Consider the following 20,254-nt stretch of genomic DNA (forward strand, 5'->3'; position numbering starts at 1 on the left):
AAACGCCTTTTGTGCAAATACAGAGTAGGAAACCGCGCGTTAAGTGTCTCATGGACGGGGAGTTGTCAGAGAACGAAAAGAAAGCTTCTTGCGTTGTGGTTTCTGCATCCCGCTGTTCGTCCAAAAGGAAGCTCTCTTTTGGAGCGTCTTTCCGGCAGAACCCAGCGGCCATATCTGGATGGGGCTGTTCCGGGAAAGAAGCTTTGGAAATACTGCTTTTTCGGATCGAAAGGATGACGTATTTGCGTAAGAGAAAAAAGTAGTATAACAAGGTGCCACTTTAAAAAAGGCACCGCAAAAGGGAGGTTTTATGTATGACGGTACAAAAGCGTTTTTCTACACAGCAGCTGGTTTTTATGGCGGTACTGATTGCCATGAACATCATCCTATCCAGATTTTTGTCCATAGCGGCATGGAATCTGAAGATTGGCTTTGCCTTTTTGCCGGTAGTAGCGGCGGCGATCTATATGGGACCGTTGCAGGCGGCTATTGTCGGGGCGCTGGGGGATCTGCTGGGAGCGACCATGTTTCCCATTGGCGCTTATTTCCCCGGGTTTACGGTTACGGCGTTTCTGGTAGGGCTGACCTACGGATATCTTCTTCATAAAAAGCAGGATTGGAAACGAATCCTTCTGGCGGTATGTTTGACGGAATTTGTAGGATCTCTGCTGCTGAATACATTTTGGATTTCAGTGTTATATGGATCTCCGTTTTTCCCGCTGCTCTATACCAGAATATTCCAGGTCGTTGTCATGGGGATCGTGGAATCCGTGGTAATCCGCAGCATGACAGGTGTTTTGGTGAGACTGCCCCATGCCTCCCGTGGATAAGATGGTTGGAGAAAAATAGTTATTTCCGAAAAAAAGAGACAGAAACTTTTGAAATGGATCAAAGGGTTTCTGCCTCTTTTTGTTTGCGGAAAAATCAGAACAATTACAGATAGCTGCGCAGTTTTTTCTTATCCAGTACACGGATACCGCCCCGGAAGGTCTCCACAATGCCTTCCTGAGAGAAATATTTAATCATACGGGTGACGACCTCTCTGGCAGTGCCCATATATTTTGCCATTTGTTCCTGGGTCATACGGATCTCGTTAGATCCGGATTTCGCCATTTCATCGGAAAGAAAAATGGCCAGGCGTTTATCCATGCCCATGAAAAGAATCTGCTGCATGGCCCACATGACGTCGGAAAAACGGTCCGCGGCCATATGATAATTAAATGCTTCCACATAAATATTTTCCTGGGCCAGCTTTCGAAGAACGGCGGCACTGATGGCCAGCAGCTCTGTGTCCTCTTCCGCGTCTACGGAAACATCAAAGGTGATGGCATCCAGCACGCAGGCAGCGGAAAGGATACAGGTATCCCCGGAAAACAGGCGGTACAGAGTGACTTCTCTGCCGTCCTCGGAAAGCAGATAGGCACGAATCTGGCCGGATATGATATAGAGCAGCCCTGCGCATTCTTCTGAGCCGTCGTGCAGATGAGCGCCCTGTGGGTATTTGGAGATCATAGCGTTTTGCAGGAGAAGCTCTTTTTCCTCCGGCCGCAGATGGGGCCAGAAGGGGAAGCTTTCCAGACAGCAAAGGATTTGTTCCTTCATTTTGGTCACCTCGGTTTTTGTTCTAAATCCAGTGTAGCAGGGAGAAAGATCTTTGGCAAGGAAAAAGAAGGGTAAGATATTTTATGAGAAGCAAAGTGTTCAGGTGCAAAAAGAAAAGCCCCAAAAGGGACTTTTTCTTTTTTCGATATTTGATCGAAAGGGGAGGGGTATGTACTATGTCAAACCAAATATAGGTCAGTAATCTTTGGAATATGGGGAGCGTTTCCGCTCCCCTGCTTCATAAGAAAAATGAAAAAGTTATTTCATAAGAGAGTATTCTTCTCGTTATGGGAAGGGGTGCCTAAGACCGCTCGGGGAAACGATCTTAGGCGGGAAGTAAAAGGGGGCGTCCTTTTGACTTCTCCTACAGTATAGCGGACAAATGTGTCCATTTTATGAATAGAAACTTAACAGATGCTTAAGAATAACCGTATAAATGTTTGCGATAAAATCAGCCTTTTTCGGGTAAAAAACAGTAGAAAACATGTATTTGCCGCCATTTTTCCACCAATAGCATGAGCCAATGGAATAAAGCATATATTTTGGAAGGAGCCGAAAAGGAGAGGAAGGATTTTGACAATGGTTATGGAGGATTGGTTTTTTCTGGCGGCTGGCGTATTCCTTGGCTTTGTGCTGGGGCTGGTGTGTTTTCGGTTGACAATGCCGCCCGGAAAGGAACGGATAAGAAAAATCAGGGGATGGATATTCGTTGCCGTTATGGAGGCGGAGCGTCAGCTAGGTGACGGTACAGGCCTCTTAAAGCTGCGGCAGGTGTATGATCGCTTTGAACAGTGTTTTCCAAAAGAGGCCAGAAACATTTCCTTTAGTGTCTTTGTTCAGTGGGTGGATGAGGCACTGGCGGACATGCGTCGGGTGCTTAAAGAACAGGAGGAGGTTTATGGGCTGTTGGAACAGCGGAAAGAAGAAGTAATGCGGCCAGAGGAAATGGTTTCGGGGATTACACATTAAATCTGCATAATAAAAAAAATATTCAGTTTTATTGTGTGACGGTTTTTTTCAAAAAAACCGTCTGTTTTTTTGAGAAAAACAATTTTTCCAAAAAAGAAACTTGTTGAAAAATCAGGGGGTTTCGACATTTACAGCCATATTTCTTTTTGATATAATAAAGAAAAAGGGGATATTCTTCGTTTTCTTAACAGTATCATTTTTTCCTGAAAGGAAATCGAAGAAATGAATACTGTTTTGAAAAGTGAATATGGGGGTGTGTCCATGGATACCTTATATCAGTATTTATCTGTCATCATTCAATTTTCCAGTATTCTGTTAGAATTCATCGGCGTGATTATTTTGCTGGAAGGTGCCATGCGGGCTCTGGTGAATTATATCAAAAAGGACCCCGACGCCAGAATGAAGTTTTACCATGTCATGGCTATGGCGCTGGAATTCAAGCTGGGCGGGGAGATCCTGCGCACCGTCATTGTCCGGGATTTTTCCGAAATCGCGCTGGTAGGGTGTATTATCGTGCTGCGGGCGGCGCTGTCCTTCCTGATCCAGTGGTCCATCAAGACAGAGCGGACGGAGGAGAAGGCCAAAAAGGAGCATGAGACCATCTGGTAGAGGTATGGTTTTATGCCAAATGGGAATCAGCGGCAGGCTTTTTAAGGATTTATGATATTGTGCTGCTTTTCCAGAAAGCCATCCCGATTGTTTTTCAAAGAAAAATGAGCAAAAGAAAATCGCTGGAATCCTTTGTGTGACAGGGGAATTCCAGCGATTTATTTTTTTGATAGGAAAGAGGGAAAGCCAGACTCCCCTGAAGGAAACCACGTTTTTTCCTGTTTTTTTAAGGGGAAATGCAACGGCTGTCTTCATAAGAAAACAATTCCGATTTAAATTGAATTGCCGGAATCCTTTTTGTTAAAGGACTCCGGCAATACGTGTTTTCATATGAAGATGCCACTAAGGTCGCTTCTTTTTTATAGAGGAAAATTAAAAATCAAATCCCTGCATTTTGTTCAGATAGCCTTCCCCGATCAGTTCATCATAGGTGAGGTACCGATGGAGCTTTTGAATTTCTTCCCGTTCCTCTTCGGTGCTTTCGGGAGAATAGAGCTGATAATAATAACTGAACACAGGGCAGGTCTCATAGACATCCAGCAGGAAATTGGTCTGGAGGCAGGCCGGCGCGCCGATATAGTCACAGAGGAGCGCCTCCAGCAGGTACGGGGAAACGCGTTCACCCTCTGCCCGGTATTCTTTGCCGGTATCGTAATTGGCAAAGATCAGATAGGGAGTGCAGAACATGGTATATTTTTCCTCCTCTGTCCACTGTGCCGCTTTATCGGCCTGGATGGTGCCGGTGGTGGTATAAGGCACGAAGTTATCTCCCAATGTAGGCAGATGGTCGCCGTACCACAGAAGCACTGTAGGCTTTTCCCTCTGCATGATATATTCGTAAAGCGTTCCAAGGGCGGCGTCGGAATCCTTGACCCCTTTGCAGTAATTCTGGAGAGAGATCACATCCTGCTCCGACAGATTTTCACCGCTGACCTGGATATCCCAGTCCTCCGCATCGAACTTGTCTGTATAGAGACTGTGGTTTTCCATGGTGATAGCCGTCAGGTAAAGACCGGTTTCGTGGGGCTGTTCCAACTGGTAGATGATTTCCTCGGCAATGGTTTCGTCGGTAATATAAGGCCCGCTGTTCCAATGCAGTTCCGCGTGCATATCGTTTTCTCCCAGGAAATCGTCAAAGCCCATAAGAGGATAGGTACGGTCCCGTTCGTAGAAGGTTTTCTGGTAGGTGTGGATGCCCAGCGTGTCATACCCCATACTTTTGAACATCTGCGCGTAAGCAAAGGTCTTGTTTTTCAAATACTGCTGGTAGGGCATATTGCCGGAGGGCAGTGTGCTGGTGGACATTCCGGAAAGAACTTCAAATTCCGGCCGGACGGTGCCGCCGCCGAAGGTGCAGGAAACCATTTCCCCGCTGGGGTGCTCCGCCGCGATGGCTCTGTAATTTTTCAGAGGGTCATCGGAGAAGGTAACACCTTCCAGCTTAGTAGGGTCCCAAAAAGCCTCGGAAAGCACGACAATGACATCGGGATTCTGGAAATCCTCGCTGCCTGTTTCCGCAGGAACATACTGAGCAAACATTTCCTCTATGGTCTGCTGGCTGTAATCCTGAGGCCGCAGGGTATCTACTGTGCCGCAGTTGAGAGCAAAGCCGCAGAGAAAGCCGTAGGTGTCGTAGATGGTATCCTGGTCCATGCCTTCGTGGATCGAGATGCAGAAAACAGGCTCGTAGCTGTTCCGCAGGGTAGTATTGGTCAGAAGGCCAAATAAAGCCAAGGCGAATACAGGCACGCCGATGAATCGTTTCTTTCCCCATTTGGGCAGCATGGGCCGGGCCAGATTCAGTACCAGCCAGTACAGTATGAGAATCAAAATCAACAGGATAAAGGATGCCGGAAAAGAAATGGAGCCTAAAAACTCCGTAAAAGAACCGGCGTTCTGTGCCAGCGTCAGATCCCAGGGATAAAAATGATCCTGAAGGATGGCGCATTTAAAATGGTCGATCATAGGCAGCAGCGTAAATACAAAAGCCGTGATGCCTGCTGCTGTGGAGAACCGCCGGAAAAGAAAAACCCAGGCGAAATAAAACAGATAGATCAGGACAGCGCCAAAGAGAAAGGCTCTTGGCTGGTGTGTCAGCAGCGTTCCCAGCTTGTCCAGAGAGCCAAAGGAGATAAAATTGGCTGTCAAAGTCAGCCAAAGGGGGAAACATAGGGTCAAAACCCACAACAGACCCCGCAAAAGGGAAGATTCCCGAAGTTTAGACCGGATATTTCGTTTCAGTTTTGAGATACTTTTCATGACGCATAACCTCTTTAGAAAAAATTTACCCTGAATACTTTATTTTAACATGAGTAAAATTTCTTTTCAATCAGAACTGCTCCTTTTTTGGAAAAGAGAAGGTCTATAAAGGCGCTGGTTCCTCCAGAAGCTTTTTGGCGTCTTCCAGGGCTTCCTTTGTCAGCTCGATAAAACGGGTCATTTCCTCTGTCATAGGTTTTCCTTTGAGTTTGATCCAGCCCAGCTGCATCATCTGGGGATCGCCTTCAATGGGAAGGGAGATCACGTGTCTGCTGGAAAAACCCGGCGGCAGAAGACCGGTGCCGATGGAAAAAGCATCGGTGTGTTCCACAATATTATAGAAGGTAGAACGGTCCTTAATGTAAATGATACGGTCGGCCTGCTTCAGATCATGGAGAGCCACCTCTTCCGCGTAGTCGATGCCTACGCCGCTTTCCTGCTCGAAAACGATCATAGGATAACCGCTGACTTCCTCCAGAGAGACGCTTTTGCGAGTGGCAAGCGGATGATCCTTGCTGAAATAGATTCTGGGCCGCAGGGTTTCCAATGGATGAAAGGCGATTCCCTTGGCTTTCAGTTCCTTGCGGATAAAGCCCTCCGTCAGTTCCGACATAAACAGGATACCCAGTTCGCTGCGGTTTTGAAATACATCCTCAATGACCTGATCCATGTCCGTTTCCATCATGTGAAAGACACAGCGTTCCGACGCTTTTTCCTGAAAAAACCGGAGAAAAGCGTCTACCACAAAGGGGTAATGCTGGCCGGATACAGAAAAATACATGGCAGGTTCTGTATTCTGGCGGGTATACAGCTCCTCCAGACGCCGTTTCTGTTCCACAAGGGGGCGGGCGTAGTTGAGAAATTCCTTGCCATGGTTGGTGATGGCAACCCCTCGATTGGTGCGCTTGAACAGCTCTACCCCCAGTTCTTCCTCCAGTTCCTTAATCAGACTGCTGATGTTGGACTGGGAAAGGAACAGCTTTTGGGCGGCTTTATTGATGGAACCCCAGCGGGCTACTTCCAGAACATACTGTAATTGTTGAAATGTCATAGAATCCCTCCTGATCCGCTGTAAAAAATGATGAACAGAATTGACTTATTTGGTAATTTTGCTATCTGTTTTAGCGATAACCAATCATTTGAAATACATATTAACACATTTTTTGGGAGAAAGCTATAATGAAATCAGACAAGATCATGAAAAAGAGATCAAAGGAGGTTTGCATTTATGGAAATGAAAAAGGAATATGGTTTTGGTACAAGAGCGATCCACGCGGGCAACAAAAAGGACACACAGTATGGTGCTTTGACAACACCCATTTATCAAACGTCTACCTTTGTATTTGAGGACTGCAAACAGGGCGGAAATCGTTTTGCCGGCGAAGAAAGCGGCTTCATTTATTCCCGTCTGGGCAACCCCACCTCTTCCGTACTGGAAGAAAAGATCGCCAATCTGGAAGGCGGCGAGGCGGCGGCAGTGACCAGCTCCGGTATGGGCGCCATTACCTCCGCTCTTTGGACCATCTGCAAAGCGGGGGATCATATTATTGCCGATGGTACGCTGTACGGCTGTACATTTGCTTATCTTTCCCATGGCATTTCTCGCTACGGTGTGGAAGTGACTTTCCTGGATACCTCCGATCTGGAGGCGCTGAAGGCGGCGCTGCGTCCCAATACGAAAGTAGTTTATCTGGAAACACCCGCTAACCCGAACCTGAAAATTACAGACATCCGCGCCGTTTCCGATCTGGTGCATGGATTTAACCCGGAAATCAAGGTGGTATGTGACAATACCTTTGCTACCCCTTATTTACAGCGTCCTCTGGAACTGGGAGCAGATGTGGTGGTACATTCCGCTACAAAATACCTCAACGGCCATGGCGACGTTATTGCTGGCGTGGTTGTGGGCAAAGCCGATTATATCGCGGAAGTAAGACTTTTCGGCATTAAGGATATGACCGGTTCTGTATTGGGGCCGTTTGAGTCCTTCCTGATTCTCCGGGGCTTAAAGACTATGGAGATCCGTATGGACCGCCATTGTGAATCTGCCCAGAAGGTAGCGGAATTTTTGAAGGACCATCCCGCTGTGGAAAGCATTAGTTTTCCCGGTCTGCCGGAGCATCCCGGTTATGAGGTGGCGAAAAAACAGATGCTCAAACCCGGTGCTATGATCTCCTTTGAGGTCAAAGGCGGACGGGCCAATGGGGCGAAGCTGCTGGATAGCCTGGAGATGTGCGCTTTGGCCGTAAGTCTGGGGGATGCGGAAACACTCATCGAGCATCCTGCCTCTATGACACATTCCCCTTACAGCGCGGAGGAATTGGAAGAAGTTGGCATTTCAGAAGGACTGGTACGTCTTTCCGTTGGTCTGGAAAATGTAGAGGACATTATTGCCGATCTGAAACAGGGGCTGGATCAGCTGACCTGGTAAAAGAGACATAAAAAAGCACGGGAATCCCGTGCTTTTTTGCTGCTTGCTGTTCTATCATATTTCTGCTTGGTGTGTGGAAAGCAAAGCGCTTTCGTTTTATTTATGGTTTTATCAGGATAAAATCTGATGAATCTCTCCGGCGATTTCTTTTAAATAGCGGATATGCTCCTCTTTCCGGGCCGTCATGCGGCTGGTAGGACCGGAAGAACTGATGGCGGCGATGGGATAGCCGGAAGCGTCCAGAACGGGTACGGCATAGCAGGTCAGGCCGATCTCACATTCTTCACTGTCGCTGGCATAGCCCTGAGCACGAACTTCTTCCAGTACTGCCAGAAATTCCTTTGCCCCCGGAATGGAACGGTCTGTTTTCTGGGGAAAATCCGCCATACGCAGATATTGACGGATGGCTCGTTCCGTCTCAAAGGCAAGGATGGCCTTGCCGGTTCCTGTTAGGTGGGCAAACTGGTGGTAGCCCAGAGGTGTATCCATCCGCAGCAGGGAAGAACTGACCACTTTATCCAGAAAGACAATGTGCGTGGCATCATCCATCATGGAAAGATGGCTGGTCTCTCCTCCCAGACGGGACAGTTTTTCCAGATAGGGATGAATGATAGAGATTAGCTCCATACGGCTGTATACCAGCTGTCCCAGAGTAAACAGCTTCAGACCGAGGGCATAACGGCCGCCTTCCTTCCGCAGAAGATATCCTCTGTTTTCCAATGTAGCCAGAATACGGAATACGGTGCTTTTATTCAAACCGGAGAGAGAACTGATCTCCCCGGCATTCAGTTCATTGTGAGAAATAAATAGCTGGAGCACGCCCAGAGCGTTGTCCAGAGAGCTTAAAATATATTTTTGATCCATGGGATTTCCCCCTTTCTGTCTGTGTTCAGTATAGCAGTCAGCGGAAAGAGCGTCAATTTTTTTCTGACAGCCTGTGAGCAAAAAAACACCGGAATCACCGGAATCCCTGTAAGGATTCCGGCGCCAGCCGCTTTCCGATAAGGAGGCTTTCTGCGTTTTTCCGCTTTTGGTTATTCTGTTTTATCCTCTGCCGCTGAGAACGGTATCCGGGGCCTCTCCCTCTTTCAGGCGCAGGTATTCCTCCTCCGTCAAAGTATAGCTGATTCCGTCATGGACCAGCACAGAGCCGCCTACGGTTTTATCCTCATCCAGCGCAACGGTCCAATCCTCTACGTCAGGCGCGGGACGGTTATCCAGATAGGTAGAGACCGAAAAGGCAATAGACATCATATCTTCCTGGGATAAATTCCCGCGCAGGAACAGCATACGGCTGCCTTTTGTCCAGCACACGACATTTTCCAGTTCGCCATACTGGAAATAATAGCCGTCTTCTTCTGTAACATTCTCGGAATTGGAAATGTCATATTTCAGGTTGTATGTTTCGTCATTGGATTGTTGGAACCAAAGGGAGTCCGATTCGATATTTTCCGCCCGAAACAGCCGAGAAAGCCCGCCGAAAAAGGCGGAATCGTTCTTGAAATGCAGATCCTCGAAATAACATTCTATGATCTCTGAGCCATCCTGTTGGCCAGAGCGCAGCTCTACACTCCGAAGAGAATAATTTTGTGGGATATGTTCCGGGAAATAAAAGAGGGAAGGCGCAGCTTCCGCAAAGCCTTCACTGATTGCATCCTTGTCCTCCGCGGTGATTTCCCGCCAGACAGTCTTTTCTTCCTTCGGATTTTGTGAGAGCCAAAGTACAGCCGCAAAAACCACAATCACAAGGAGTACGATCCATTTCAAACTTTTCTTCATCATCTATGTTCCCACCTTTTCGCTTGTCAAACAATACCTTTGATTTCAGTATAGAGGGAAGGGGTGATTTTGTAAAGCAGTATCAAAAAACCGTCCTGGTTCTTCAAAAAATATTTTTTGAAGAACCAGGACGGTTGAAAATGCTCAGACAGCTTCTTTTCGTTTTAGGTTCCGGTAGAAAATCAATACCACAATCAGAGAAATGGAGTCCACAATGGGCTGTACCCACATGCAGCCGTATAAGGGCAGAAGATGATCCATCAGTGCCAGCAGGGGAATATCCAGCACACCTTTTCGCAGGATAGAGGCGAACAGGGATTCCCGTACCTTGCCCATGGCCTGAAACTGTATAATCATAGGATAGCAGATGGACATCATGGGCATGGCCGTTACCATTCGCCGCAGGAAGGACGCGCTGTAATTTACCGTTGCCGGATCATTGATGAACAATGCCGCAAGCTGGGGCGCAAAGATTTCGTAAGCCACCAGACAGAGCAGAGAAAAGCCCAGAGAGATCATTACACCGAAGCGGAAGGCTTCCTGCCGCCGTTTCTGGTTCCCAGCGGAATAATTATAGGCCAGCAAAGGCAGAAGTCCGCTGGCAACACCAATGGAAAAATATAAAGGCAGCTGATCCAGCTTTTTGACAATGCCCAAAGCGGCAACTGCCTCTGTGGCGTAATGGGAAACGAATTTCGACTGGGCCGCTACGGCTACCACCGTCAGGGCGTACTGCACCGCGGAGGGAAAGCCGATGGACAATATGGAAGGCAGATAACGCTTCGTAAAAAGCAGGGATTTTGGATGGATGCGAATGACGGTGTTTTTTCTCTGGCGGTAAAGAAAAATCAGGAAATAGACCAGCGCTGTACAGTTGGATAAGGCTGTGGCCATACCGGCGCCGACGGCCCCCAGACCAGCGAACTGGGGCAGGATAAATAAGGGGTCCAGTACAATATTGACAAGTCCGCCCAGAGAAACGCCAAAGGATGCTTTTGCGGCGCTGCCTTCGGAGCGGATCAGGTTTGCCAGAAGGGTATTCAGTACCGTAGGACAGCCGCCCAGAATCACTACATATTTGGCATAGGCGAAAGCGATGTCGAAGGTTTCTTCTGTGGCGCCGCAAAGAGACAGCAGGGGCTTTGCCAGTAAAAAGAAAAGCAGAGAAAAGAGAATGGACCCAGCCAGACCAAACCAGAAGGCAATCGATGCCATCTGCTTCGCCTTCATGGTATGCTTTTTGCCCAAAGCCCGGGCGATGGCGGAAGCGCCGCCAACGCCAAACAGATTGGAAATGGCCGTAAGCATGACAAAAGCGGGTGCCACAATGGTGACCGCCGCTGTCTGGTGGGGATCGTTGAGCATCCCAACAAAATACGTATCCGCAAGATTATAGACCAGAGCGATCATCTGTGCCGCTACGGCGGGGAAAATCTGACGGCAGACCGCCTGCCGCACGGGCATCCGCTCGAATATCTCGGTCCTGTCCTGTATGGTATTCATGAAAACATCTCCTTTGCTGTTCTGCATGTGCCAAAGCAATCGGAGGGAGCCTTGTTTTTATGGGTTCGATTCGATTGTTTTCCTGATGAAGCCTTATGAGAGGATATAGTCTATGCCCCAGATCACAGAAAGATGCAGGGGATAGTAGATATAAAACAAATATTTCAGACGCCACTTGCCTCTTTGTCCATTATAGAGGGCCAGCAGAGGAAGCGCCGCCAGAGAGAACCATTGTATACCGCCGTATTGGAGGTTTACCAGTACCAGGCCGATGGCCGCCAGAAGCAGCTTCTGTTCTCTGGTATTGCCCAGATAGATAAACAGAGGAAGGAGTACCCCGAAGAAGTGGTAGTCAACGGAAAAATCGTAATCTCCCAGACAAAGCGGAAGAATCTCACAGAAAAAATAAGCTGTGACCATACACAGAGGAAAGAGCAGTTTCGCAGGCAGACCTTTGTGGCTGCGGCCGAAATCCATGGAAAAAATCAGGGCCATGGAGAAAGAAAAGGTGATAAAAATACATTGTGCCAGACTGCCCTCCACAAGAAACAGCACCAGCTGGAAGAGGATTCCCAGTCCCAGGATCAATAGCAGATGGTGTTTTCTGTTGCGGGTATAGCGGCAGCCTTCCGCGATCATATAGGCAAAGATCGGGAAGGCGATTCTGCCGATGATACGAAAGGGCATGTAGTTGTCACATAAGATATAGCCGATATGGTCGATGGTCATGATAAGCAGCGCCAGTATTTTCAGCGCGTTGCCATTCAGTACCGCCATGGAGTTCATCTCCCTTTTGGATGGTGTAAAAATCTCATTAAGATAATGATGCCACAGGGGGAGGGGAATGTCAATGCGGATGGTTCTATTCCATTCCGGAAAAGCATAGACTGCATTGTATGGATACGATTTAACAGGAGGGATACATATGGCGGGATTTGATATTTACAAAGACATCGCGGAGCGGACCAACGGGGATATTTATATTGGTGTGGTAGGCCCGGTACGGACAGGGAAATCCACGTTTATCAAGCGGTTTATGGATCTTTTGGTGCTTCCCAATATTGAAAATACCTATACCAGGGAACGGGCCAGAGATGAACTGCCCCAGTCGGCATCCGGAAAAAATATTATGACAACGGAGCCCAAATTTGTGCCAAATGAGGCCATCCCCGTTTCGCTGGAAGGCGGAACAGATTTTCGGGTACGCATGATTGATTGCGTAGGATATCTGGTGCCGGCGGCGGAGGGACACATGGATGGAGACCTGCCCCGCATGGTGCATACACCATGGTCGGAGGAAGCCATGCCTTTTGTGGAGGCGGCGGAGGCCGGAACAAAGAAGGTCATTACGGATCATTCTACCATTGGTATTGTGGTGACAACCGACGGCAGTGTGACAGAACTGGACAGAGAGGACTATCTGGAGGCAGAAGAACGGGTAATATCGGAACTGCGGGAACTGGGAAGACCCTTTGTGGTGCTGCTGAATACAGCCGCGCCGTATGACGCGGAAACAGCGCAGATGCGGGCAGAGATGGAGGAAAAATACGGTGTGCCGGTGCTGGCCGTCAATGTGGCCCAGTTGAAAACAGAGGACATTCAAAAAATATTGGAGCGTGTTCTGTATCAATTTCCCATGAAGGAACTGCGGTTCTATTTCCCGGGCTGGGTGGAGACACTGGAGCAGGATCACTGGCTGAAACGGGATCTGATTTCTTCCCTGAAGCAGGTGATGGAAAAAACAGAAAAGCTGGAGGATATTCCGGCGGCCATTGAGGAAATGACAAAAGGGGAGACCATTCAGAAAGCCTATACGGATAAGATCCTGCCGGGGGAAGGAGCGGCGGAAATCGGTCTGGCCTTTGATGATGGGCTGTTTTATAAGGTGCTCAGCGAAACGGTGGATCTGCCTATTGAAAACGACTATTCTCTCGTGGAGACCATCAAACTGCTTTCCGCCATCAAAAAAGAGTATGATAAGATTTCCGGCGCTTTGCAGGACGTAAAGCGGAAGGGGTATGGTGTGGTGACCCCGGCTTTTGAGGAGATTACACTGGAAAAACCGGAGGTATTCAAACAGGGTAGCCGTTATGGCATCAAGCTGCGGGCGAAAGGAGAATCTATCCACTTGATTAAGGCGGATGTGGAAACAGAGGTTTCTCCTATCATCGGCAACGAGGAACAGTCCCATGAGTTTATTGACAATCTGATTGCGGATTACGAGGAAGAACCGGAAAAAATCTGGGATTTGAATATTTTCGGAAGAACATTAAGTGCTATGGTCAACGACGGGATGCAGAACAAGATTTACCGTATGCCGGAGGATGCCCAGATGAAGCTGCAGGAGACTTTGCAGCGGATCGTCAATGAGGGGAGCGGCGGCCTGATCTGCATTATCCTCTGAGGGGAAAACAGAAAAGCAGAAGCTATGTGGTAAATAATAGCGATAGCCGGAACTCTTTGTGGAATAGAGAGTTCCGGTTATGGCTTTTTATTTTATTACAGTGTTTTTTAAAGACTGTCTCTGCGGTATCCATTAAGAACTTAGGAACCGGAAAACGATTTTTAAAGAAGGCTGATCCGCCTTTCTCATGTTTTTTGATGCTGAAAGAAGTGGTAGTCAGAACAGCCTTGCGAGGGCATGATATAATTTAAGTCTGGGTGGAGTTTCTTAAGTTTTTTTAAAGAACAGAAAAAACAGTAAACCTTTTTCTTATTTTTTTTCTCTTTATAGCAGACGCGTCAAAAAACGCAAGAGGGAGGTTCTGCATTGACAAAAGATAACACAGCGGCGCTGGTCCGGCGGATGCAGGCTGGAGACAGTCAGGCGTTTTCCGAACTATTTGCCGGTTTTTACAAAAAAGCAGTGCGCACTGCGGCTTTGCTCTGCGGCCGGGAGGCTCTGGCGGAGGATGTTGCGCAGGAGACCTTTGTCATCTGTCTGATGCGGATTGAGGATCTGAAAAACCCTTATGCTTTCGAGACATGGTTTTGGAAGATCCTTACCAGAAATGTCTGGCGGCTGTCGGAAAAAGGCGGCAGGATGGTGCCTATGGAGGAATATATGGAAAGCGGCGCAGAAATGGCCGCGGCGGTCTATGACAGCTATCCCAGCGAAAAGCAGGCGAAATACGATACTTTATATGACGCCATAGAACATCTGGGGCCAAAGCTGAAAACGGCTGTGGTGCTGTATTATTACAATCAGCTGAGCATACGGGAAATTGCCGTGGTAACATCCTCTTTGGAGGCAACGGTAAAATCCCGGCTGTTTCTGGCAAAACGGCAGATCCGCAAAAGACTTGGAGCAAAGAACGGAAGGGGCGATACATTGTGAAAATGGATCATCTGGATAACAGCATACGTCAGGTATTGGAGGCAAAAGCGGAACGGATCAATATATCAGAAGATATGGAGGCGCGTATTTTGCGGGAAGTATCTGCGAGAAAGAGAAAGGAGCATGGAAGAATGAAAGGATTCGGCAAAAAAATCGCGGCGGCAGCGGCAGCGGCCTGCCTGATTACAGGAACCTGTTACGCGGCGGTAACGCTGCATGGTGTGGAGAGCCATACCAGAATGGAGTATACTTCTTTTGCCCAGATGGAAAAAGCTGAGGAAAAAGCGGGATTCGATGGGAAGTTTGTGGAGCGCTTTGAGAATGGCTTTACATTTTATCTTGGAGGTACAGGATATACACAGGGAATGGATGAGAATGGCAGTGGCGTTGGGAAAGAATACAGCGCGTTGACGCTGACCTATAAAAATGAGGAGGATCAGCTTCTTTCTCTGACCATTACCAATGGCGATCCAAGCGTGGATGCAGGCGAAACCTTTGCGGAAGGCTATTCTGTATTGAATTGCAAATTTGTTCCGCCGGATTATGAACTGACAAAAGAAGATCTGGCCAAACAGGAGAGCGGAGAACTGAATATTGCCTATGGTACCGCCACCGTAGAGGAAGAAACCGTGGAATCCTATGGCTGGGTGGATGATGGCTTATACTATGTTCTGTCTGCTTCCGACTGCGATCTGGGCCGTGAGGAAATGGAGAATATGGCCCAGGAAATCATGGACGCGCAATAAGGCAACCGAAAAGGAAGGGAAACCTTTATGACGCGGAACATTTCAAAGACATCATCATAAGAAAATAAAAATGGCCGAAATCCTTGCAATAACAGGGATTCCGGCTATTTTTTGATTGATGCTGTGTGTTATAATCCGCCATGGCAGTTCTGGTTATGAAATAAGAACGCTGTTGCGTTTTTAAAGAAAAACAGTTTCAGCTCTTGGATTTTCAGGCTGTGGTTTCTTCCGCCAAAAGAGCCTCCTGTTTCCGGAAGAATTTCTTCTGATAAAACAGGAAGTAAACGATAAAGAGCACAGCGGTAAATCCCCACGAAATGGGATAGCTGAGCAGGATATTGAAAATGCTCAGATGCTGCCGCACAAAAAGGAAGATCCAGAGGATACGAAGTACGCAGACACCGCCGCAGGTCATGAGCATGGGGACCAGCACATTTCCCATGCCTCGCAGAGAGCTGGAGAGAATTTCTATAAAAATAAATACCGTATAAGAAGGTGCGATGATACGGATGATTCGCATCCCGATTTCGATTACGTTGGGGTCTGTGGTAAACAGTCGCAGCAGATAAGGCCCCATCAGAAGCATTACTGTGGAAAGAATCACAGAGGCCAGAGGCCGCCAGGTCCATCAGCAGGCAGACCTTAATGCTCTTTTTCATACGGTCGAATTTTCTGGCGCCAAAGTTCTGGCCGATAAAGGTGATGATGGAGACGCTGAAGGCGCCGGAGATCATCCAGTAAATGGCGTCAATTTTTGTAAAGGCCGTATGGGCCGCTACCGTTTCCGTTCCCAGACTGTTCAGGGAGGTCTGGATAATGATGTTGGAGATGCTGTACATAACAGACTGTATCCCGGCAGGCAGGCCAATGGTGATGATGGAGATCAGCAGAGAACGATGGAACCGTATTTTTCTGGGCCGCAGACGATAGATGTCGGTGGAGCGTCCAAGAGAGAGCAGAACCAAAAGTGCGCTGACGGCCTGCGAAATGACGGTGGCATAAGCGGCGCCTTTGATGCCCAGATGCAGCAGAACAACAAAAAGGATATCCAGCCCAATATTCAAAAAGCAGCATACCATCAGAAAATACAAAGGTCGTTTGGAATCTCCGACGGCACGCAGGATACCGGAGCCGATATTGTAAACAAAGACAAAAATAATGCCCGCGAAATATATACGCAGATACGCGATAGATCCACCGATGACATCCGCGGGCGTCTGCATCATTTCCAGAATAGACGGCGTCAGCAGGATGCCAAGAATGGCTGTGATAATGCAGCCGGTGATAGAAAGGGCAATGGCGGTATGCAGGGCGTTGTTCAGTTTCCATCGGTTTCCGGCTCCGTAAAATCTGGCGATGATTACGGTAGCGCCGGAGGAGAGGCCAACAAAGAAATTGACCACCAGATTGACGATCTGCCCGGTGGAACCGCCCACAGAGGCAAGGGCGTCTGTACCCACAAACCGGCCGACCACAATGGTATCTGCTGTATTGTACAGCTGCTGGAACAGTGTCCCCAGCAGGATCGGAAAAAAGAAAAACAACAGCTGTTTCCAGATAACACCTTCGGTGATCTGGTTTTTCGCAGGACTTCTGCTTAACATGAAATCATTCCCCCCAACGGGCCAGGACGCCCTTGAATTCCACAATATGTTAATACTTTTTTCCTTCTTTCGCAACACATTTTGCACATATCTTTTTGCAAAAAAACAAGGAGAACGGAAAATTCCGGAAAATTGTCCGCATCGGAAGGATTTTTGCGGTGGGTATGTTTTTTTTGAAAAAAATTGATTGACAAGGATTTTCTTTCATGCTAGTATCGGGATGTAGATTATATGACTGACGGAACCGTGGATTCAACCACATGGAGTATAATCGAGATGACAAGCCGACCGTCTGGGCAGAAAAAGCCCGGACGTGCGGCTTTTTCTATTTCACAAAACTGCATATGAAAGAGGTGAAGCTTTGGAAACTGGGAAGATCCATTCCATCGAGTCTATGGGGCTGGTAGATGGACCGGGAATCCGCACGGTACTCTTTTTTCAGGGATGTGCGCTGCGGTGCCGGTACTGTCATAACCCGGACACCTGGCAGATGGAAGGCGGCAGAGAAATGAGCGTGGAGCAGGTCATGAAAATGCTGCGGCGCTACCGGCCTTATTATGGAGAGACTGGCGGCCTGACCTGTTCAGGGGGAGAACCCCTGCTGCAGCCGGCATTTCTGACGGAGCTGTTCCGGACCTGTAAGAAAGAAGGCATTTCCACCTGTCTGGATACAGCGGGATATGGAAATGGGGATTACGAGGAACTGCTTTCCTATACAGATTTGGTGATATGGGATATTAAGCACCATAAGCCGGAGGCATACCATCGTCTTACCGGCGGTCTGATCCGGACGCCTCAGAATTTCCTGGAGGCAGTGAAAAAAGCGGAGGTTCCCCTGTGGGTCCGCCATGTAGTGGTACCAGGACTGACAGATGGAGAGGAACATATCCGCAGTCTGGGCGCTTACATTCGGAACATTCCGAAGGTAGAACGGATTGAACTGCTTCCTTATCACGTGATGGGTGTGGAAAAGTACCATGTCATGGGGATTCCGTATACGCTGGAAGGTGTGCCGCCCATGGAAAAAGACAGAACAGAGCGCCTTCAGGCGCTGATCCAAACAGCAGCAGGCAAATAGAAAAAATGTGGTTGAATCGCGAAAGGATGATATAACATGCAGAATGCAGCTTGGCAGGGTTTTCAGGAAGGGAAATGGACCAAGGAGATCGACGTCAGAAACTTTATTCAGAAAAACTACACTCTCTACGAAGGAGATGATTCCTTCCTGGAAGGTGTTACCGATAGAACAAAAAAAGTCTGGGACAAATGCCATGAGCTGATCCTGGAGGAAATGAAAAAGGGAGGCGTTTTGGATGTGGAGACCAATATTGTTTCCGGCATCGACAATTTCGCTCCCGGCTATATCGACAAGGAAAACGAAGTGATCGTAGGCTTGCAGACAGACGCGCCTCTGAAACGGATCGTGAACCTGTACGGCGGTATGAAAATGGCAAAAAGCGCGCTGGATCAGTATGGTTATCAGCTGAATCCACAGCTGGAAAAAGATTTCCACGCTTACCGCAAGACCCATAACGAAGGCGTTTTTGACGCTTATCCCAAGAGAACAAAGGTAGCCAGACATGTGGGCCTGCTGACTGGTCTGCCCGATGCTTACGGCAGAGGCCGTGTCATTGGGGACTACCGCAGAGTATCCCTGTACGGCATTGATTTCCTGGTGGAACAGAAGGAAAGAGAACTGGATGAGCTGGATGGGCCGATGACAGACGAACTGATCCGTCTGAGAGAGGAAGTACGGATGCAGATCAGCGCCCTGGAGGAAATGAAATCCATGGCGAAAAAATACGGCGTAGATCTGAGCGCGCCTGCGAAAAACGCAAAAGAGGCCGTACAGTTCCTGTACATGGCTTATCTGGCAGGAGTAAAAGAAAATAACGGCGCGGCGATTTCTCTGGGCCGTACCTCTACATTCCTGGATATTTATCTGGAAAGAGACCTGAGAAACGGTGTGATTACAGAAAAAGAAGCGCAGGAGCTGATCGACCAGTTTATTATTAAGCTGAGACTGGTGCGTCACCTGAGAACACCGGAATACAATGAACTTTTCGGCGGAGACCCTACCTGGGTGACAGAGGCTATTGGCGGTGTCAGTGTCAACGGCAAGCCTCTGGTAACGAAAAACTCCTTCCGTTATCTGCATACCCTGACCAATCTGGGGACAGCGCCGGAACCCAACATGACGGTGCTGTGGAGCCGTGACCTGCCGGAAGAATTTAAGAAATACTGCTCCAAAATGAGCATTTTGACAGATTCCATCCAGTATGAGAACGACGATGTAATGCGTCCTCTGTACGGGGATGATTACGCCATCTCCTGCTGTGTATCCGCCATGCGGGTAGGCAAACAGATGCAGTTCTTCGGCGCCAGAGCCAATATTGCAAAATCCTTGCTGCTGGCACTGAACGGTGGTGTGGACGAATTGCAGAAGGTACCCGTTGTACCGGGGATCGAACCTTTGACAGAGGGTGTTTTACAGTATGAGGAAGTACTGGATCGGTATAAAAAAGTTCTGGATTATGTAGCGGAGCTGTATGTGGATACCATCAATATCATCCATTATATGCACGACAAATACGCCTATGAAGCAAGCCAGATGGCACTGCATGATGCCAATGTGGAACGCCTGACCGCTTTTGGTATGGCGGGGATCTCCGTTGCGGCAGACTCCCTTTCTGCCATCAAATATGCCAAGGTTACCCCTGTTCGTGATGAGCATGGTGTGACCGTAGATTTTAAAGTGGAAGGCGATTTCCCGAAATACGGCAACGATGATGACAGAGTGGATGATCTTGCGGTAGAAGTAGCAACTTACTTCTCCAATGCTTTGAAAAAACATCCTATTTACAGAAACGCGAAACATACCCTGTCTGCCCTGACCATTACCAGCAACGTAATGTACGGCAAAAAGACAGGCACAACACCCGACGGCAGAAAGTATGGCGAGCCTTTGGCACCCGGCGCGAACCCCATGCATGGCCGGGACGAGAATGGCGCTTTGGCCTCTTTGAACTCTGTGGCAAAGATTCCTTACAGAAATGTGTGCCAGGACGGCGTTTCCAATACCTTCTCTATTGTCCCTACCGCTTTGGGCAAGACAGAGGAGCAGAGAGTAGAAAACCTGATCCATATTCTGGACGGTTATTTCTATCAGGGCGCGCACCATCTGAACGTGAATGTAATGAACCGGGAGGTTCTCATTGACGCCATGGAGCACCCGGAAAAATATCCTACGCTGACCATCCGTGTTTCCGGCTATGCCGTAAACTTTAATCGTCTGTCCAGAGAACAGCAGCAGGAGGTTATCATGCGTACCTTCCACGAAGCAGTATAATGAAAAAACGAATTCCATTCAAATAAGAATGTTTTAGAAAGCACGAGGATTCTTCCTCGTGCTTTT

General features: G+C 48.3%; 16 protein-coding genes, 2 pseudogenes and 2 riboswitches. Of the genes and pseudogenes, 9 read left to right on the plus strand and 9 right to left on the minus strand.

The genetic code is table 11. The features are described from left to right. Positions 1-18 precede the first annotated feature (18 nt). A riboswitch (THF riboswitch) is annotated at positions 19-117 on the plus strand. A 197-nt stretch (positions 118-314) separates the two neighbouring features. Next, positions 315-830, plus strand: coding sequence for a folate family ECF transporter S component (locus H9X84_RS04375; protein ID WP_205133150.1), 516 nt, complete (start codon positions 315-317; stop codon positions 828-830). A gap of 103 nt (positions 831-933) precedes the next feature. Here the strand turns inward: H9X84_RS04375 and H9X84_RS04380 are convergent, their stop codons facing one another. Then, complete coding sequence (locus tag H9X84_RS04380) at positions 934-1,602, minus strand: Crp/Fnr family transcriptional regulator (RefSeq protein ID WP_205133149.1); 669 nt, start codon at positions 1,600-1,602, stop codon at positions 934-936. Positions 1,603-2,175: 573 nt separating this feature from the next. Between H9X84_RS04380 and H9X84_RS04385 the strand changes: the two genes are divergently transcribed. Beyond that, positions 2,176-2,571 carry a hypothetical protein gene (locus H9X84_RS04385; protein ID WP_205133148.1) on the plus strand — a complete coding sequence of 132 codons (396 nt, stop codon included), beginning with the start codon at positions 2,176-2,178 and terminating at the stop codon, positions 2,569-2,571. A gap of 261 nt (positions 2,572-2,832) precedes the next feature. After that, positions 2,833-3,180, plus strand: a complete 348-nt coding sequence (locus H9X84_RS04390; RefSeq protein ID WP_205133147.1) for a DUF1622 domain-containing protein — start codon at positions 2,833-2,835, stop codon at positions 3,178-3,180. A 372-nt stretch (positions 3,181-3,552) separates the two neighbouring features. Here H9X84_RS04390 and H9X84_RS04395 read toward each other — a convergent pair whose 3' ends face one another. The 3 genes and pseudogenes from H9X84_RS04395 to H9X84_RS13255 all read right to left on the minus strand — a co-directional run. Further along, positions 3,553-5,439, minus strand: a complete 1,887-nt coding sequence (locus H9X84_RS04395) for an LTA synthase family protein (RefSeq protein ID WP_205133146.1) — start codon at positions 5,437-5,439, stop codon at positions 3,553-3,555. 103 nt (positions 5,440-5,542) lie between these two features. Beyond that, the gene (locus H9X84_RS04400) at positions 5,543-6,220 is read right to left on the minus strand and encodes a LysR family transcriptional regulator substrate-binding protein (RefSeq protein WP_330634402.1); all 678 of its coding nucleotides are present in this window, start codon (positions 6,218-6,220) and stop codon (positions 5,543-5,545) included. 96 nt (positions 6,221-6,316) lie between these two features. Then, positions 6,317-6,517: pseudogene (locus tag H9X84_RS13255) on the minus strand (LysR family transcriptional regulator); the annotation flags it as partial. 150 nt (positions 6,518-6,667) lie between these two features. Here H9X84_RS13255 and megL point away from each other — a divergent pair. After that, positions 6,668-7,870 carry a methionine gamma-lyase gene (gene megL, locus H9X84_RS04405; protein WP_205133144.1) on the plus strand — a complete coding sequence of 401 codons (1,203 nt, stop codon included), beginning with the start codon at positions 6,668-6,670 and terminating at the stop codon, positions 7,868-7,870. Between the two features lie 111 nt (positions 7,871-7,981). Here the strand turns inward: megL and H9X84_RS04410 are convergent, their stop codons facing one another. The 4 genes from H9X84_RS04410 to H9X84_RS04425 form a co-directional block, all read right to left on the minus strand. Then, positions 7,982-8,734: an IclR family transcriptional regulator gene (locus H9X84_RS04410; RefSeq protein WP_205133143.1), complete on the minus strand. Its 753-nt coding sequence runs from the start codon at positions 8,732-8,734 to the stop codon at positions 7,982-7,984. Between the two features lie 180 nt (positions 8,735-8,914). Next, positions 8,915-9,652, minus strand: a complete 738-nt coding sequence (locus H9X84_RS04415; RefSeq protein WP_205133142.1) for a DUF4367 domain-containing protein — start codon at positions 9,650-9,652, stop codon at positions 8,915-8,917. A gap of 141 nt (positions 9,653-9,793) precedes the next feature. Further along, positions 9,794-11,152: an MATE family efflux transporter gene (locus H9X84_RS04420; protein ID WP_205133141.1), complete on the minus strand. Its 1,359-nt coding sequence runs from the start codon at positions 11,150-11,152 to the stop codon at positions 9,794-9,796. A gap of 93 nt (positions 11,153-11,245) precedes the next feature. Continuing rightward, positions 11,246-11,929 carry a TraX family protein gene (locus H9X84_RS04425; RefSeq protein WP_205133140.1) on the minus strand — a complete coding sequence of 228 codons (684 nt, stop codon included), beginning with the start codon at positions 11,927-11,929 and terminating at the stop codon, positions 11,246-11,248. A 148-nt stretch (positions 11,930-12,077) separates the two neighbouring features. Between H9X84_RS04425 and spoIVA the strand changes: the two genes are divergently transcribed. From spoIVA to H9X84_RS04440, 3 genes are all read left to right on the plus strand, one after another. Further along, on the plus strand, positions 12,078-13,556 hold the full coding sequence (spoIVA, locus tag H9X84_RS04430; RefSeq protein ID WP_205133139.1) for a stage IV sporulation protein A: 1,479 nt from the start codon (positions 12,078-12,080) through the stop codon (positions 13,554-13,556). Between the two features lie 366 nt (positions 13,557-13,922). Then, positions 13,923-14,489, plus strand: a complete 567-nt coding sequence (locus H9X84_RS04435; protein WP_205133138.1) for an RNA polymerase sigma factor — start codon at positions 13,923-13,925, stop codon at positions 14,487-14,489. Further along, positions 14,486-15,235 (plus strand): hypothetical protein, encoded by a 750-nt coding sequence (locus H9X84_RS04440; RefSeq protein ID WP_205133137.1) that lies wholly within the window; start codon positions 14,486-14,488, stop codon positions 15,233-15,235. Before H9X84_RS04435 ends, H9X84_RS04440 begins: the two co-directional genes overlap by 4 nt. Positions 15,236-15,446: 211 nt before the next feature. Here H9X84_RS04440 and H9X84_RS04445 read toward each other — a convergent pair. Further along, a pseudogene (locus tag H9X84_RS04445) lies at positions 15,447-16,839 on the minus strand (MATE family efflux transporter). Positions 16,840-17,060: 221 nt separating this feature from the next. Next, a riboswitch (ZMP/ZTP riboswitch) is annotated at positions 17,061-17,144 on the plus strand. Positions 17,145-17,200: 56 nt separating this feature from the next. Here H9X84_RS04445 and pflA point away from each other — a divergent pair. Both pflA and pflB read left to right on the plus strand, forming a co-directional pair. Next, the gene (gene pflA, locus H9X84_RS04450) at positions 17,201-17,917 is read left to right on the plus strand and encodes a pyruvate formate-lyase-activating protein (protein WP_205133136.1); all 717 of its coding nucleotides are present in this window, start codon (positions 17,201-17,203) and stop codon (positions 17,915-17,917) included. Positions 17,918-17,953: 36 nt separating this feature from the next. Then, entirely contained in the window at positions 17,954-20,188 is a 2,235-nt protein-coding gene (gene pflB / locus H9X84_RS04455; RefSeq protein ID WP_205133135.1) for a formate C-acetyltransferase, read from the plus strand. Positions 20,189-20,254: the final 66 nt, after the last annotated feature.

The organism is Anaerotignum lactatifermentans, from assembly GCF_016902535.1.
Taxonomy (GTDB): domain Bacteria; phylum Bacillota; class Clostridia; order Lachnospirales; family Anaerotignaceae; genus Anaerotignum; species Anaerotignum lactatifermentans_A.

Bases quoted from the DNA above. Each gene is read 5' to 3' on its own strand.
- megL (WP_205133144.1), top strand. From the start codon at position 6,668: ATGGAAATGAAAAAGGAATATGGTTTTGGTACAAGAGCGATCCACGCG.
- H9X84_RS04400 (WP_330634402.1), bottom strand. From the start codon at position 6,220: ATGTATTTTTCTGTATCCGGCCAGCATTACCCCTTTGTGGTAGACGCT.
- H9X84_RS04380 (WP_205133149.1), bottom strand. From the start codon at position 1,602: ATGAAGGAACAAATCCTTTGCTGTCTGGAAAGCTTCCCCTTCTGGCCC.
- pflB (WP_205133135.1), top strand. From the start codon at position 17,954: ATGCAGAATGCAGCTTGGCAGGGTTTTCAGGAAGGGAAATGGACCAAG.
- H9X84_RS04420 (WP_205133141.1), bottom strand. From the start codon at position 11,152: ATGAATACCATACAGGACAGGACCGAGATATTCGAGCGGATGCCCGTG.
- H9X84_RS04425 (WP_205133140.1), bottom strand. From the start codon at position 11,929: ATGGCGGTACTGAATGGCAACGCGCTGAAAATACTGGCGCTGCTTATC.
- H9X84_RS04375 (WP_205133150.1), top strand. From the start codon at position 315: ATGACGGTACAAAAGCGTTTTTCTACACAGCAGCTGGTTTTTATGGCG.
- H9X84_RS04390 (WP_205133147.1), top strand. From the start codon at position 2,833: ATGGATACCTTATATCAGTATTTATCTGTCATCATTCAATTTTCCAGT.
- spoIVA (WP_205133139.1), top strand. From the start codon at position 12,078: ATGGCGGGATTTGATATTTACAAAGACATCGCGGAGCGGACCAACGGG.
- H9X84_RS04415 (WP_205133142.1), bottom strand. From the start codon at position 9,652: ATGATGAAGAAAAGTTTGAAATGGATCGTACTCCTTGTGATTGTGGTT.
- H9X84_RS04395 (WP_205133146.1), bottom strand. From the start codon at position 5,439: ATGAAAAGTATCTCAAAACTGAAACGAAATATCCGGTCTAAACTTCGG.
- H9X84_RS04410 (WP_205133143.1), bottom strand. From the start codon at position 8,734: ATGGATCAAAAATATATTTTAAGCTCTCTGGACAACGCTCTGGGCGTG.